Source organism: Sphingomonas sp. H160509, from assembly GCF_024124765.2.
In the GTDB taxonomy this organism is placed as follows: domain Bacteria; phylum Pseudomonadota; class Alphaproteobacteria; order Sphingomonadales; family Sphingomonadaceae; genus Sphingomonas.
Map to the genome: position 1 here is coordinate 2,362,763 of NZ_JAMXSR020000002.1, position 14,107 is coordinate 2,376,869.

At 65.9% G+C, this 14,107-nt stretch carries 12 protein-coding genes, 1 tRNA gene and 3 pseudogenes; 13 read left to right on the forward strand and 3 right to left on the reverse strand.

The window, feature by feature from the left end; translation table 11 throughout:
• The first annotated feature begins 67 nt into the window (after window positions 1-67).
• The 13 genes and pseudogenes from hisD (at window position 68) to NHF48_RS13325 (ending at window position 11,338) form a co-directional block, all read left to right on the forward strand.
• Window positions 68-1,363, forward strand: a complete 1,296-nt coding sequence (gene hisD, locus NHF48_RS13265; protein WP_253071380.1) for a histidinol dehydrogenase — start codon at window positions 68-70, stop codon at window positions 1,361-1,363.
• A gap of 220 nt (window positions 1,364-1,583) precedes the next feature.
• On the forward strand, window positions 1,584-2,039 hold the full coding sequence (nusB, locus tag NHF48_RS13270) for a transcription antitermination factor NusB (protein WP_056488135.1): 456 nt from the start codon (window positions 1,584-1,586) through the stop codon (window positions 2,037-2,039).
• 113 nt (window positions 2,040-2,152) lie between these two features.
• Window positions 2,153-3,045, forward strand: a pseudogene (thiL, locus tag NHF48_RS13275) (thiamine-phosphate kinase).
• A gap of 92 nt (window positions 3,046-3,137) precedes the next feature.
• Window positions 3,138-5,294 (forward strand): sodium-translocating pyrophosphatase, encoded by a 2,157-nt coding sequence (locus tag NHF48_RS13280; RefSeq protein ID WP_253071381.1) that lies wholly within the window; start codon window positions 3,138-3,140, stop codon window positions 5,292-5,294.
• Window positions 5,295-5,536: 242 nt separating this feature from the next.
• The gene (locus tag NHF48_RS13285) at window positions 5,537-6,214 is read left to right on the forward strand and encodes a hypothetical protein (RefSeq protein WP_253071382.1); all 678 of its coding nucleotides are present in this window, start codon (window positions 5,537-5,539) and stop codon (window positions 6,212-6,214) included.
• Window positions 6,215-6,250: 36 nt separating this feature from the next.
• The gene (locus NHF48_RS25135; RefSeq protein ID WP_253071383.1) at window positions 6,251-7,492 is read left to right on the forward strand and encodes an alpha/beta hydrolase family protein; all 1,242 of its coding nucleotides are present in this window, start codon (window positions 6,251-6,253) and stop codon (window positions 7,490-7,492) included.
• Window positions 7,493-7,594: 102 nt separating this feature from the next.
• Window positions 7,595-8,869 carry a DNA methyltransferase gene (locus NHF48_RS13295; RefSeq protein ID WP_253071384.1) on the forward strand — a complete coding sequence of 425 codons (1,275 nt, stop codon included), beginning with the start codon at window positions 7,595-7,597 and terminating at the stop codon, window positions 8,867-8,869.
• Window positions 8,870-8,871: 2 nt separating this feature from the next.
• Window positions 8,872-9,081 (forward strand): hypothetical protein, encoded by a 210-nt coding sequence (locus NHF48_RS13300; protein WP_253071385.1) that lies wholly within the window; start codon window positions 8,872-8,874, stop codon window positions 9,079-9,081.
• A 169-nt stretch (window positions 9,082-9,250) separates the two neighbouring features.
• Window positions 9,251-9,469, forward strand: coding sequence for a translation initiation factor IF-1 (gene infA, locus NHF48_RS13305; protein ID WP_031441079.1), 219 nt, complete (start codon window positions 9,251-9,253; stop codon window positions 9,467-9,469).
• 48 nt (window positions 9,470-9,517) lie between these two features.
• Window positions 9,518-10,084: a Maf family protein gene (locus NHF48_RS13310; RefSeq protein ID WP_253071386.1), complete on the forward strand. Its 567-nt coding sequence runs from the start codon at window positions 9,518-9,520 to the stop codon at window positions 10,082-10,084.
• Window positions 10,077-11,026: pseudogene (locus NHF48_RS26000) on the forward strand (ribonuclease). The gene NHF48_RS13310 and the pseudogene NHF48_RS26000 overlap by 8 nt, the downstream one beginning before the upstream one ends.
• The gene (locus tag NHF48_RS13320; protein ID WP_253071387.1) at window positions 11,023-11,208 is read left to right on the forward strand and encodes a DNA gyrase inhibitor YacG; all 186 of its coding nucleotides are present in this window, start codon (window positions 11,023-11,025) and stop codon (window positions 11,206-11,208) included. Before NHF48_RS26000 ends, NHF48_RS13320 begins: the two are co-directional and overlap by 4 nt.
• A gap of 54 nt (window positions 11,209-11,262) precedes the next feature.
• Window positions 11,263-11,338, forward strand: a tRNA-Phe gene (locus NHF48_RS13325).
• Between the two features lie 300 nt (window positions 11,339-11,638).
• On the opposite strand, the gene NHF48_RS13330 is transcribed toward NHF48_RS13325, so the two are convergent.
• The 3 genes and pseudogenes from NHF48_RS13330 to gpmA all read right to left on the reverse strand — a co-directional run bounded on the left by NHF48_RS13330 (window position 11,639) and on the right by gpmA (window position 14,091).
• The gene (locus NHF48_RS13330) at window positions 11,639-12,646 is read right to left on the reverse strand and encodes a 5-(carboxyamino)imidazole ribonucleotide synthase (RefSeq protein ID WP_253071388.1); all 1,008 of its coding nucleotides are present in this window, start codon (window positions 12,644-12,646) and stop codon (window positions 11,639-11,641) included.
• Window positions 12,647-12,730: 84 nt separating this feature from the next.
• Window positions 12,731-13,185, reverse strand: a pseudogene (gene purE, locus NHF48_RS13335) (5-(carboxyamino)imidazole ribonucleotide mutase).
• A 219-nt stretch (window positions 13,186-13,404) separates the two neighbouring features.
• Complete coding sequence (gene gpmA / locus NHF48_RS13340) at window positions 13,405-14,091, reverse strand: 2,3-diphosphoglycerate-dependent phosphoglycerate mutase (protein WP_056052480.1); 687 nt, start codon at window positions 14,089-14,091, stop codon at window positions 13,405-13,407.
• Window positions 14,092-14,107 lie beyond the last annotated feature (16 nt).

Sequence of the window (14,107 nt, forward strand, 5' to 3'; positions counted from 1 at the left end):
CCGATCGTAGCGTGCGAGGCTATGTCATTCCCCCCCCTAACCCCCTCCCGCAAGCGGGAGGGGGGATGTGATCCGCCTCTCCACGTTCGACGCGGACTTCGCGACTCGCTTCACCGCGCTCGTCGAGGACCGTCGCGAATCCGACGCGGGCGTGACGCAGGACGTCGCCGCGATCATCGCGGCGGTCCGCCGCGATGGTGAAACCGCGCTCCGCGACCTTACGCAGAAGCACGACCGCCACGACATCGAGACCACCGGCTGGCAGATCGACGACGCCGACTGCAAGGCCGCGTTCGATGCACTCGACCCGGACCTGCGCACCGCGCTCGAACTCGCCGCTACTCGTATCCGCGCGTATCACGAGAAACAGCGCCCGCTCGACAGCGACTCGGTCGACTCCGTTGGCGTAAGGCTTGGCGCGCGATGGCTCCCCGTCGACGCCGCCGGCATCTATGTCCCCGGTGGACGCGCCGCCTACCCCTCGTCGTTGCTGATGAACGCGATCCCCGCCAAGGTTGCGGGCGTCGGCCGTCTCGCGATGGTCACGCCGACACCGGATGGCCAGATCAACCCGCTGGTCCTCGCCGCCGCACATCTCGCGGGCGTCGATGAAGTCTGGCGAGTCGGTGGCGCGCAGGCTGTCGCCGCGCTCGCGTACGGCGCGGGCCGGATCGAGCCGGTCGACGTGATCACCGGCCCCGGCAACGCCTGGGTCGCCGAGGCCAAGCGCCAGGTCTATGGCGTTGTCGGCATCGACATGGTCGCGGGTCCCTCGGAAATCGTCGTCGTCGCCGACGCGCTCAACGACCCCGAATGGACCGCCGCCGACCTGCTCAGCCAGGCTGAGCATGACACGACCACGCAGTCGATCCTGTTCACCGACGACGCCGCCTTCGCAGACAAGGTCGCGGATGCCGTCGACCGCCAGTTACGCGAGCTGGCTACGGAGGCGGTCGCGCGCGTTGCTTGGGAGACCAACGGCGCGATCGTTGTCGTGGAGACGCTGGCGGACGCGATCCCGCTGGTCGACCGCCTCGCCGCCGAGCATCTCCAGCTGGCGATCCCCGACCCGCAAGGCTTCTTCGACCGCATCCGCCATGCAGGTTCGGTCTTCCTCGGCCGCTACACCCCCGAGGCGATCGGCGATTACGTCGCCGGCCCGAACCACGTCCTCCCCACCGGCCGCCGTGCGCGGTTTGCGTCGGGGCTGTCCGTGCTCGACTTCATGAAGCGCACCAGCTTCCTGGCGTTGGACGAAGCTGCGCTGCGCGAACTCGGGCCAGCCACGGTCGCGCTGGCCAATGCCGAAGGGCTCCCCGCGCACGCAAAATCAGTGGCTTTGCGGTTGCGGCTTAACAGTTAGATTGTTCGCGCAGAGGCGCAGAGGCGCAGAGAGCGCGGAGGTGTTGCGCGCGGCGTAGCCGCTACGATCTCCTCATTGAACGGTTATGGGAGGGCCGCTCCGCGGCGAGCGATACACCTCCGCGCTCTCTGCGCCTCTGCGCGAACCATTCTTCCTCACCAACGCGCGCGAAACGCAAAGGGCTGACACACAGCCCCCCCGCGCCTACAGGCAACCGCTTATGACTCGAACCGCCCCCCGCACCAAGGCGCGTGCCGCCGCTCGCCTCGCCGCCGTCCAGGCGACTTACCAGCACGAGATGGAGGGCACCGCGATGCCCGTCCTGCTCAACGAATTCCACCAGCACCGGCTTGGCGCGACGATCGAAGACGTCGAATATGCCGAGGCCGATGTCGACTTCTTCGATGACCTCGTGACCGGCGCCAACGCGCGGGCCGGCGAGATCGACGTGCTGATTGAGGGCAAGCTCGCCAAGGGCTGGACGCTCGCGCGGCTCGACAAGCCGATGAAGGCGATCATCCGCGTCGGCACGTATGAGTTGCTGGCGCGCAAGGACGTGCCGGTGGCGGCGGTGATCAGCGAATATGTCGATGTGGCGCACGCGTTCTACGACAAGCGGGAGTCCGGCTTCGTCAATGGGTTACTTGATGGCATCGCCAAGGAAGTGCGGGCGTAATCTCCCTCTCCCCTTTGGGGAGAGGGTCGGGGTGAGAGGCAGCCAAGCAGTGCGGCGCCTGGAACAGCCCCTCACCCCAGCCCCTCTCCCCCGGAGGGGAGAGGGAGCAGATCGTGACTGAAGCCGAGTTCATTGCTGCACTGCGTCGGCTTCCGCTCCATCCGGCGGCGCGTGGTCTCGACGACGATACCGCGTTGATCGACGCGGGCCCGCTCGTCGTTACCACTGACACGCTCGTCGAAGGCGTGCACTTTCTCCCGACCGACCCCGCGCAGGACGTCGCGTGGAAGCTGGTCGCTACCAACCTCTCCGACCTCGCCGCCAAGGGCGCCAATCCCGAAGGCATCCTTCTCAACTACCCGCTTGGCGACGATGCGTGGGACCACGCGTTTCTCGAAGGGCTCTCGGAAGTCCTGACGGCCTTCGACACGCGCATTATCGGCGGCGATACCGTGACGCTCCCCCGAACGCCCCCCGCGTCCTGACCGTTACCGCGTTCGGCAGCGATGCCGCCGCCCCTGCTCGCAATGGCGCGCGCGACGGCGACGCGCTCTACGTAACGGGCACGATCGGCGACGCGGGCGCAGGGCTAGCCATCGCCCTCGGAAAGCAAGGCCCCGCCGAACTTCTCGCCGCGTACCGGCGCCCGCAGCCACGGCTCGCCGACGGCCGCATCCTTGCACCGCACGTCCACGCGATGATGGACGTCTCCGACGGACTGCTCATCGACGCGTCCCGCATGGCCTCAGCTAGCAACCTCGCCGTCAGCATCGACCTCGCGCGCATTCCCCTCTCCAACGCTTATCACGCCTTTTCCGGCGACCGGCTCGCCGCAGCCACCGCGGGCGACGACTACCAACTCCTTTTTGCTGCACCGCAAGATTTCGTTACCGACGCCATGCGGATCGGCGCGTTCTCAGCCGGTTCGGGGCTTACCCTTCACGACTGCGGCAAACCCGTCCCGCTCCCGCCAAGTCTAGGCTACGAGCACATCTCCCGAGGATAACTTGCGCAATGCCCCCGCACTGGTAGGTTCCCTTACATCGGGACTCGGCAAAGTCGGGACCGGAGAGGACCTGACAAGAGGGATAGCGCCGTATGACGACCGTCTATTTGGCCATGATCTGCGGCGTCATCGCCGTCCTATATGGTTTCGTCACCAGTCGACAGGTGCTCGCGGCCTCCCCCGGCAACGCGAAGATGCAGGACATCGCCGCCGCCATCCAGGAGGGTGCCAAGGCGTATCTCGGCCGCCAATACACGACGATCGCGATCGTCGGCGTCATCGTCGCGGCGATCCTGTTGTTCACGCTCGGCTATATCTCGACGATCGGCTTCGTCATCGGCGCGGTGCTGTCGGGCGTCGCGGGCTATGTCGGAATGAACATCTCGGTTCGCGCCAACGTCCGCACCGCAGAGGCCGCGCGGACCTCGCTGCAGGCTGGCCTGACGCTGGCGTTCCGATCGGGTGCGGTCACCGGCATGCTCGTGGCGGGTCTTGGCCTGCTCGCGATCAGTGCGTTCTTCTGGTACCTCACCGGTCCTGCAGGCCACGCGCCCAACGACCGGATCATCGTCGAGGCGCTGACCGCGCTCGCGTTCGGCGCATCGCTGATCTCGATCTTCGCGCGGCTGGGCGGGGGCATCTTCACCAAGGCGGCGGACGTCGGCGCGGATCTGGTCGGCAAGGTCGAGGCGGGCATTCCCGAGGACGACCCCCGCAATCCCGCCGTCATCGCGGACAACGTCGGCGACAACGTCGGCGACTGCGCCGGCATGGCGGCCGATCTGTTCGAGACCTACGTCGTCACGCTGGGCGTCACGATGATCTCGATCGCGCTACTGATCCAGGCGAGCGGCGCCGAGCTGATGCGGCTGATGACTCTCCCGCTGCTCGTCGGCGGGGTGTGCATCGTCACCTCGATCATCGGCACCTACACGGTCCGGCTCGGCGGCGGCAGCATCATGGGCGCGCTCTACAAGGGCTTCTTCACTTCGACGATGCTGTCGATCCCGGCTATCTATCTCGCCACGCAATATGTGTTGGGCGATCTCCACCGCGTGATCGGCGGCGCGGGCTTCCTCGATCCTGCGACCGACGATCTGACCACGCAGGCGGCACCTTCGCTGACGCAGAGCTTCACCGGCATGGACCTGTTCTGGTCGATGATGATCGGCCTCGTCGTCACCGGGCTGATCGTATGGATCACCGAATATTACACCGGCACCAACCACCGCCCGGTCCAGTCGATCGCCAAGGCGTCCGAGACCGGCCACGGTACCAATGTCATCCAGGGCCTCGCGATCAGCCTCGAATCCACCGCATTGCCGACGCTCGTCATCGTCGTCGCGGTGATCGTCGCGTACCAGCTCGCCGGAATCATCGGCATTGCGTTTGCAGCCACCGCGATGCTCGCCCAGGCCGGCATGGTGGTCGCGCTCGATGCGTATGGCCCCGTCACGGACAATGCCGGCGGGATCGCCGAGATGGCCGGGTTGCCTGATGACGTTCGCCAACGGACCGACGCACTCGATGCGGTCGGCAACACTACAAAGGCGGTGACGAAGGGCTATGCGATCGGCTCGGCGGGGCTCGCCGCGCTCGTGCTGTTCGGCGCATACACCACCGATCTCGCAACGTACTTCCCCGACGTCACGGTCGATTTCAGCCTCAGCAACCCGTACGTCATCGTCGGTCTGCTGCTCGGTGCGCTGCTTCCCTATCTGTTCGGCGCGTTCGGCATGACTGCAGTGGGTCGCGCAGCTGGCGCGGTCGTCGAGGAGGTCCGCGAGCAGTTCCGCAACAACCCCGGCATCATGCTCGGCACCAGCCGCCCCGACTACGCACGGACGGTCGACCTCGTCACCAAGGCGGCGATCCGCGAGATGATCGTGCCCTCGCTACTACCGGTGCTGTCGCCGCTCGCGGTGTACTTCATCATCACCGCAGTCGCGGGCCAGGCCGCCGGCTTCGCGTCGCTCGGCGCGATGTTGCTCGGCGTGATCGTATCCGGGCTGTTCGTCGCGATCTCGATGACGAGCGGCGGCGGCGCGTGGGACAACGCCAAGAAGTACATCGAGGACGGCCACCACGGCGGCAAGGGGTCCGAAGCGCACAAGGCCGCGATCACCGGTGACACCGTCGGCGACCCCTACAAGGATACTGCCGGCCCCGCGGTGAACCCAATGATCAAGATCACCAACATCGTGGCACTGCTGCTGCTCGCGGCTCTGGCCGGCGGCGGAGTGGGGTAAGCTGAACAGGATCGCCGATTGGCCAGTTACGCTGGCCGCTCTGCGATCCATTCACTGCCCAGTGCTTCAATGTTTGCCATCCATTCCCGCGCGATAACAAGGCAGTGCGCCGCGTGCGCAATTCTCGCTCAGTCCCGTCGACCTCGGCGTTGCACTGATCTGCTGCAGCCTCCTCTTGTGCCGGCTACCGAACGCGATACTCTGCGCAAACGGTCGTTGGGGAATGGCCGGGGGGACTGATAATGACGTGGCGTATGGGCCTGCTGGCCGGTGCAATGATACCGGCGATCGCGGTGGCGCAGACTGCGCCACCGCCCGCCTCCGCGCCGAAGGCGAACGCCACGCTCTCGGACCGGGTGCCGGTCGAAACCTTTGCCAAACTGCCCGGCATCGCCAATCCGAAGCTCTCGCCCGACGGCAGGCGTATCGCCGCGAAGATGGCGATCGACGGCGTCCAGGTGCTGGTCGTCGCGCCACTGTTTCCCGGTGGCAAGCTTGCCGCGATCAAGGTCGGAGCGACGGTCGACATCAATTGGTGGCGCTGGGTCGGTGACGACTGGCTCGCGGTCGGCATCGGATCGCAGGACATGCTGTACGGCGAGGAGATATACGTCACGCGCACGCTGGGCGTCAAAGCCGACATGACCAAGATCAACCGGATCGACTGGAAGAATTCGGGTGTCCGCGCGGACGAAATCCTCTGGGCGGCGCGCGACGGTACGCCGCGTGTCCTGCTGTCGCGCCAGACCGGGATCGAAAGCGAAAGCCAATGGTATCCCTCAGTCTCCGAGGTAGATCTGTCGACCGGCAAGACCAAGACCGTCGCGGGCAGCCAGACGAACGTCTTCGACTGGTATGCGGATGGCGCGGGCGTCGTACGGATGGGGTATCGGTACGAGGACGACACCCGCAAAGGCTAGCTTCTGTATCGCAGCGCCAATCGCGATTCGTTCAAGGTGATCGCATCGGCCCGCGGCAAGCAGGACATCGTCATCCCGGTGACGTTTCGCGCCGACGGCACGGCCATCGCGACGGATGATTCCGGCGGTCGGGACGAGGTGTTCGAAGTGTCGCTGCCCGACCTGAAGCTGGGCAAGAAGCTGTACGGCACGGATAGCTACGACGTCGATGGCGTGGTCGAGAACGCGACCGGCGACGACATCGACGGCATCACCGTCACCGATCGCTTCGGTCATATTGTCTGGCTGAACCCCAAGCTGAAGGAAATCCAGGACGCGGTCGACAAGGCGGTCGGCGAGCGACGCGCGCGCATCGTCTCGTGGGATCGCACCCGGTCGAAGTTCCTGGTGCAGGTCGGCTCGCCATCGCAGGCGGGGGCTCTGTATTTCTACGATCCCGCGAACGGATCGATGCAGCGCTATTCGTGGCAGAACAGCGACCTCAAGGCGCGGACATTGTCGCCAATGTCGACGATCCGGTACAAGGCACGCGACGGCGTCGAGATCGAGGCACTGTTGACCTTGCCCCGCGGACACAGTCCCAAGAACCTGCCGCTGATCGTGTTGCCGCACGGCGGTCCGTTCGCACGCGATTCGGAAGATTGGGACTGGTGGACTCAGTATCTGGCGGAAACCGGCTATGCCGTCGTCCAGCCCAATTACCGCGGGTCATCGGGGTATGGCACCAGTTTCGCCAAGCTCGGCGAGGGGCAATGGGGCCTGAAGATGCAGGACGATCTCGACGATGCGATCGTCGATCTTGCAAAGAAGGGCATCGTCGATCCGAAGCGCGTCTGCATGGCGGGGGCGTCCTATGGCGGCTATGCGGCGATGCGCGCGGCACAGCGGAACGGCACCGGCGACGCGGCACCCTATCGGTGCGCGATCTCCTATGCCGGCGTGTCCGATCTGCAGTCGATGCAGCGCTATGACCGCAAGTTCCTGTCCGGAAAGACGCGCGGCGATTGGCTGAAGAAGCAGGCGCCCGATTATCGCAGCGTCTCGCCGCGGTTCGGTGCACAGACCTTCTCGATTCCGATCCTGATGCTGCACGGCAAGGAGGACAAGCGCGTACCCGTGAAGCAATCGCGGATGATGGCAGCGGCACTCAAAGACGCGGGCAAGCCGTTCGAGTATATCGAACAACCGCTCGGCGATCATCATTTCACGCGCGCCGAGGACCGGCTCGATTTCCTCAAAGCAATGGGTGCATTCCTGACGAAATATAATCCAGTATAACGCACGGATACTGCCCGCCAAAACTCCATAACGGAGCATATACGCCGACTGTGGATGCATCTTGTTTGGACGAACGCAGTTTTGTCTCCGCATCATCACCGAATGCGCAACCGTCCCGAGAATCACCTCTTCTACGGCGGCAACCTTGCCGTCCTTCGCAAGGAGATCGCCGACGAGAGTGTCGACCTGATCTATCTGGACCCGCCGTTCAATTCGAACGCCAATTACGGCATCCTGTTCAAGGAGCCCGACGGCAAGTCCTCCAACGCGCAGATCGAGGCGTTCGAGGACACCTGGCACTGGAACGAGACCGCCGAGGACGCCTTCGATCAGGTCGCGCGGAGCGGTAGCACCAAGGCGTTCGACCTTCTTAACGCGATGCGCGGGTTCCTCGGCGACAATGACATGATGGCCTATCTGGCGATGATGGCGGTCCGGCTGCTCGAGTTGCACCGCGTGCTGAAGCCGACCGGCAGCCTGTATCTCCACTGCGATCCGACCGCGAGCCACTACCTGAAGCTGCTGCTCGACGCGATCTTCGGCAAGCGCCAGATCGCGAACGAGATCGTCTGGTGCTACCGGCGCTACACCGCGGCCAGCAACCGGTTCCAGCGGCTTCACGACACGCTGCTGTTCTACGGCAAGACCGACCAGCGGCGTTTCAACGACATTCGCATTCCGTATGGCGAGACCTCAGGCAAGAAGGACTCGCACTATCGCCAGGACGGCGATGGCCGCTGGTTCCGCTGGCAGAAGCGCAAGGACGCCGAACCCTATCGTATCTATCTCGCGGACGGGGTCAGGCTGGGCGACTGGTGGGACATTCCGATCATCAACGCGTCGTCGAAGGAGCGTCTGGGGTATCCGACGCAGAAACCGTCCGCGTTGCTGGAGCGGATCATCGCCGCCTCGTCGAACGAAGGCGACGTCGTGCTCGATCCGTTTTGCGGCTGCGGCACCGCGGTCCACGCAGCGGAAAAGCTCAAGCGACAATGGATCGGGATCGACGTCACGCATCTTGCCATTTCACTGATCGAAAAACGGATGAAGGACGCGTTTCCCGGCGTCACCTTCACCGTCGAGGGCACGCCGAAGGATCTCGCCTCCGCCTATGATCTCGCGCTGCGTGACAAATATCAGTTCCAGTGGTGGGCCGTCTCGATGGTCGACGCGCTGCCGTACGGCGGCAGGAAGAAGGGCGCGGATGGCGGGATCGACGGGCTGATCTACTTTAACGATCACGACCCGGCGTCGGGCAAGATGGTGACGCACCGCGCGATCGTGTCGGTGAAGGGCGGCCTCAATCCCGACACTGCGATGGTCGAAACGCTCGCCGCGACGATCGCGCGCGCGAGAAGGCGCCGATCGGCATCCTAATCATGAACGCCAAGCCTACGCGCGAGATGGAGCGCCGCGCCGCCGCGGTCGGCATCTACCGCGCGGGCGTCGACGAGGCGTTTCCGAAGCTCCAGATCCTGACGCTGGCGGACCTGTTCCAAGGCAAGCGCCCGCGCATTCCCAACGTCGACCGCGCTGCGTTCCGGCGTGCCGCGCGCGAGGCCACCGCGCTACAGCCCAGCCTGCTGTGATAGCGCCCGAGTCTGTCGCTCTTGTTCAATTGCCATCGAAGGCCGATATACGGAATACGCAAGTGGGTGCAGGCATGACGCTTGTGCCTGCCGTCGGCCGTGCTTTCCTTTTTCGCGAACCTGCGGTAAGGGCGCTCGTCCCGAAATTCCCCCAATTCAGAGATTATATTTGGCCAAGGAAGAACTGCTCGAGATGCGCGGCCGCGTGGTGGAACTCCTCCCCAACGCGATGTTCCGGGTTCAGCTCGAAAACGACCACGAGATTCTCGGTCACACCGCCGGCAAGATGCGTAAGAACCGCATCCGCGTGCTGGTCGGCGACGAGGTGCTGTGCGAACTCACGCCGTACGATCTGACCAAGGGTCGCATCACCTACCGCTTCAAATAAGCGCCACGCGCCGTTCGTACGGTGCGTAGCCCAAGCATCGAGGCACCAATGCTGGTCCTGGCCTCTTCCTCGCCCCGCCGCCGCGACCTGCTCGCGCGGCTCGGCGTCGTGCCGTCGCGCGTGGAATCCCCCGACATCAACGAGAACCCGCGCAAGGCCGAGCCGCCGCGCGCCCACGCGTTGCGTCTCGCGGTCGAAAAAGCCAGCGCCGTTGCGCGTGCTGAGGGTGAGATCGTGCTCGCCGGCGATACGACGATCGCGCTTGGCAGCCGTATCCTGCCGCCCGCCGACACGCTCGAAATCCAGCGCGATCTGCTCGGCAAGCTGTCGGGTCGACGCCACCATTGCCTGTCCGCGGTCTGCGTGATCGATGCGACCGGCAAGGTCCGCACGCGCATCGCCGACACGATCGTCGCGTTCAAGCCGCTCTCGCCTGCCGAGATCGACGATTATCTCGCGTGCGGCGAGGGGCTGGGCAAGGCCGGCGGCTATGCGATCCAGGGCCGCGCGGAGGCATTCGTCCGTTTCCTGTCGGGGAGCCATTCGGGCGTGGTAGGCCTGCCGCTGTTCGAGACGCGCGCGCTGCTGAAGACGGCTGGCGTCGCGCTTGCCTGAGTGGCTTTACGAAGCTGGTCTCGGCGAGGCACGCGCCGCGCTGATGGAGAATGACGAGATCGTCGAGGCCGCAATCGAACTCGACGACGGGAACGCGCTAAAGGTCGGCCTCGTCGCACGGGCGCGGCTCGTCGAACTGCTGCCGGGCCGTCGTGGCCGCGTCGCGCTTGATGGCGGCGAGGCGCTGATCAACCACCTCCCCCCAGCATCACGCAGGGCGCCAGCCTCACCGTCGAGATCGTCCGCGAGGCGCTGCCCGAAGCGGGGCGTGCAAAGCTCGCCAAGGCGGTTCCGAGTGACCTGCCGCCCTGCCCTGCCCCGACGCTGTACGGGCGCCTCATATCGACCGGCCTGCCCGTACGTAGTCCGCGCGCGCACGAACCCGACGCGCTGGAGGCGGCGGGCTGGTCCGAACTCCTCGACGAGGCCGTGAGCGGCGAGATCGTGTTCCCGCTTGGCGCACTGCGCCTTTCGCCGACGCCGGCGATGACGCTGTTCGACGTCGACGGCGCGCCACCACTCGACACGCTCGCGATCGCCGCCGCGCACGCCGTGGCGCGCGCGATCCGCCGACACGGTATCGGCGGCTCGATCGGGATCGATTTCCCGACGATCGCCGGCAAGGCGCAGCGCAACGCGGTCGCCGCCGCGATCGACGAAACGTTGCCGCAGCCGTTCGAACGGACCGCGATGAACGGCTTTGGGTTCCTCCAGATCGTCCGCTCGCGTCCGCGTGCGTCGATCCCCGAGATCCTCCGCGCCGATCCGGTCGGCGCAGCGACCCGCGCGACACTCCGTACGCTCGAACGCACGCCGCCGACCGCCTTGCGCCGTCATACCCTGCCCGCAGCCGTCCATGCTCGTCTGATGACGCGCCCGGATTGGCTCGCGGAACTCACGCGCCGTACGGGCGTCGTCCACGAACTGGAGAGTACCCGATGACACCCACCGCCCCCACCGTCAAATGCCCGATCTGCGACCTGCCTGCGGTGGCCGAGTACAAGCCGTTCTGCTCCAGCCGCCACCGCGACCGCGACCTGTTGCAGTGGCTCGGCGAAGGCTATCGCATTCCAGGCCGATCAATTGCGCAAACGGGGCTGGACAGCGCCGAAGACCCCGACTAAACGCGCCCCTTCCGATCGCAAGGTCGGACGCTTCTCCGGTCCCAGACCGGACGTGCCCGGATAGCTCAGTTGGTAGAGCATGCGACTGAAAATCGCAGTGTCGGCGGTTCGACCCCGTCTCCGGGCACCATCTTCTTCTTATACCGATCGCGTTGAGTGTACCCAGATCAGCCTAGTCGAAGCGGCGCGCTTCACTCGCTGCCGACGGTCAAAGTTTCCCCTCTCCCGTTCGTGCTGAGTAGAGACCGAGTAGCTCCGTAAGGAGCGTATCGAGGGCCTCGTATCGAAGCATGGGTTCCGCGCGCCAACCTGTCCTTCGATACACCATCTCGATACGTCGCCTGCGCGACTACTCGACGGCTACTCGGGACGAACGGGTGGGGGAGGCAATCGAGACGAACAATGCAATCAAGATGGCATCAAGTTCGGTTCAACGGACGATCCGCGTAACGTGCCCCATCTTACGCCCCGGCCGCGCGGTGCCTTTGCCGTACAGGTGGAGATGCGCGCCGGGCTCGCCAAGCAGCTCCGCCCAGTGATCCGCGTCGTTGCCGATCAGGTTCTCCATCGTCGCCTCACGCCCCGTCAGCGTCGTTGCGCCGAGCGGCAGGCCGCAGATCGCGCGGATGTGGTTTTCGAATTGCGAGCATTCGGCGCCTTCGATCGTCCAGTGGCCGGAATTGTGCACGCGGGGGGCCATCTCGTTGAAGACCGGGCCGTCGGCGCCGACGAAGAACTCACAGGCCAGCACGCCGACATAGTCGAGTTCGGCGGCGATCCGTTCGGCCAGCGTGGCGGCTTCGTCGGCCTGGGCCAGTACTGCGGCGGGTGCGGGGACGGTCGAGTGGCGGAGGATTGCGTCGTGGTGGACGTTGAGTGGTGGATCGTAGCGCGCGATGCCGCCGTCGAGGCCGCGGGCGATCAGGATCGAGAACTCGTGCTCGAACGGGACGAACGCTTCGAGCACTGCGGGGCCGCCGATCGTGTCCCAGGCGGCTTGCGCGCCGTCCGGAGCGTCGATCTTCACCTGGCCCTTGCCGTCATAGCCGAAGCGGGCGGTCTTGAGGATCGCGGGGGTGCCTATCGCCGTCAAGCCCGCCTGCAAGTTTTCGAGGCTGTCGACCGCGGCCCAGGGTGCCGGGCGGCCGCCGACACTCTCCACGAAGCGTTTTTCGCCGATGCGTTCCTGTGCGACGCGGAGAGCGCGCGGGCTTGGGTGGACTGGGACGCGGTCTGCGAGCCATTCCACCGGCTCGACCGCGATGTTCTCGAACTCGTAGGTCACCACGTCGCAGGCGTCGGCGAAGTCGGCGAGCACGATGCGGTTGTGGTAGTCGGCGCGCGTCATGGTCGAGGCGGACTGCGCGGCGACGCTCTCTTGGTCGGGCGCGAGGACGTGCGTGTGATAGCCGAGCTGCGCCGCGGCGGTCGCGAGCATGCGGCCGAGCTGGCCTCCGCCGAGGATGCCGATGGTCGATCCGGGGGAAGCGGCGTCATGTCAGCGTCTTTCAGGCTATCGTCTTCAAGCGGGGTCGGTGGCGACGGCGTCGGTCTGTGCGGCGCGCCAGGCTTTGAGGCGTTCGGCCAGCGCATCGTCGGACGTCGCGAGGATCGCGGCGGCGAGCAGGCCTGCGTTGATCGCGCCGGGCTTGCCTATGGCCAGCGTGCCGACCGGGATGCCGCCGGGCATCTGGACGATCGAGAGCAGGCTATCCATGCCCTTCAGCGCCTTCGATTCGACGGGGACGCCGAGCACCGGGAGATGCGTCATCGAGGCGGCCATGCCAGGGAGGTGCGCCGCGCCGCCGGCACCGGCGATCACCACCTTGAGGCCGCGATCGGCGGCGGTGGTCGCATAGTCGTAGAGGCGTTGGGGGTGCGGTGCGCGGAGACGACCTTGGTCTCGTAGGCGACGTCGAGCGCGTCGAGCGTCTCGGCGGCGTGGCGCATCGTCTCCCAATCGGAGGTGCTGCCCATGATGATGCCGACTAGAGCCACGATCGCCCCCCTGATTCAAGGAGCGCCGTGCCTAGCGACGTGGGGGGGATTGAGCAATGTTGTTGGTACACTGCTCCCCTCCCTGGAAGGGGAGGGGTTGGGGGTGGGTTGGCCGGTTGTCGGACGTCGTGGTCACCAAGCGGCCGACCCACCCCGGCCCCCTCCCTTCCAGGGAGGGGGGAAGCAAGGGACGGTGTGTCAGCGCTCGCTTAGGTAGTAGCGGTCCGTCGCGTTCAGGTCGGCGTCGAGTTCGTAGACGATCGGCTGGCCGGTCGGGATCTCGAGGCTGGTGATCTCGTCGTCGGGGATGTTCGAGAGGTGCTTGACCAGCGCGCGCAGCGAGTTGCCGTGGGCGGAGATCAGGATGCGCTGGCCGTCCTTCAGCGCGGGGGCGATCCGCTCGTCCCAATAGGGGAGGACGCGGGCGATGGTGTCCTTGAGGCTCTCAGTCCTGGGGATCGCGATGCCGTCGTAACGCCGGTCCTTCGAGAGGTCGAACTCGCTGCCGTCGTCGAGCACGGGCGGCGGGACGTCGAAGCTGCGGCGCCAGATATGGACCTGCGCGTCGCCGTGCTTGGCCGCGGTCTCGGCCTTGTCGAGACCGGTGAGGCCGCCATAGTGACGCTCGTTCAGGCGCCAGTCCTTCTCGACCGGGAGCCAGAGGCGCCCCATCGCCTCCAGCGCGATGTTGAGCGTCTTGATCGCCCGCGTCTGGAGGCTGACGAAGGTCTGGTCGAAGTCGAGGCCCTTGGCGGCCATCAGCTCGCCCGCGGCCTTGGCCTCGGCCTCACCCTTGGCGGTCATGTCGACGTCCCACCAGCCGGTGAAGCGGTTCTCGAGGTTCCAGGTGGACTGGCCGTGGCGGATCAGGACTAGGGTCGGCATTCGGGCTCCTGGGATG

Coding starts and splice junctions, on each gene's coding strand:
- NHF48_RS13320 (WP_253071387.1), top strand. CDS start 11,023: ATGACACCCACCGCCCCCACCGTCAAATGCCCGATCTGCGACCTGCCT.
- NHF48_RS13330 (WP_253071388.1), bottom strand. CDS start 12,646: ATGCTCGCGACCGCCGCGGCGCAGCTCGGCTATCACACGCACGTCCTC.
- gpmA (WP_056052480.1), bottom strand. CDS start 14,091: ATGCCGACCCTAGTCCTGATCCGCCACGGCCAGTCCACCTGGAACCTC.
- NHF48_RS13280 (WP_253071381.1), top strand. CDS start 3,138: ATGACGACCGTCTATTTGGCCATGATCTGCGGCGTCATCGCCGTCCTA.
- NHF48_RS13285 (WP_253071382.1), top strand. CDS start 5,537: ATGACGTGGCGTATGGGCCTGCTGGCCGGTGCAATGATACCGGCGATC.
- NHF48_RS13310 (WP_253071386.1), top strand. CDS start 9,518: ATGCTGGTCCTGGCCTCTTCCTCGCCCCGCCGCCGCGACCTGCTCGCG.
- nusB (WP_056488135.1), top strand. CDS start 1,584: ATGACTCGAACCGCCCCCCGCACCAAGGCGCGTGCCGCCGCTCGCCTC.
- NHF48_RS13300 (WP_253071385.1), top strand. CDS start 8,872: ATGAACGCCAAGCCTACGCGCGAGATGGAGCGCCGCGCCGCCGCGGTC.
- NHF48_RS13295 (WP_253071384.1), top strand. CDS start 7,595: ATGCGCAACCGTCCCGAGAATCACCTCTTCTACGGCGGCAACCTTGCC.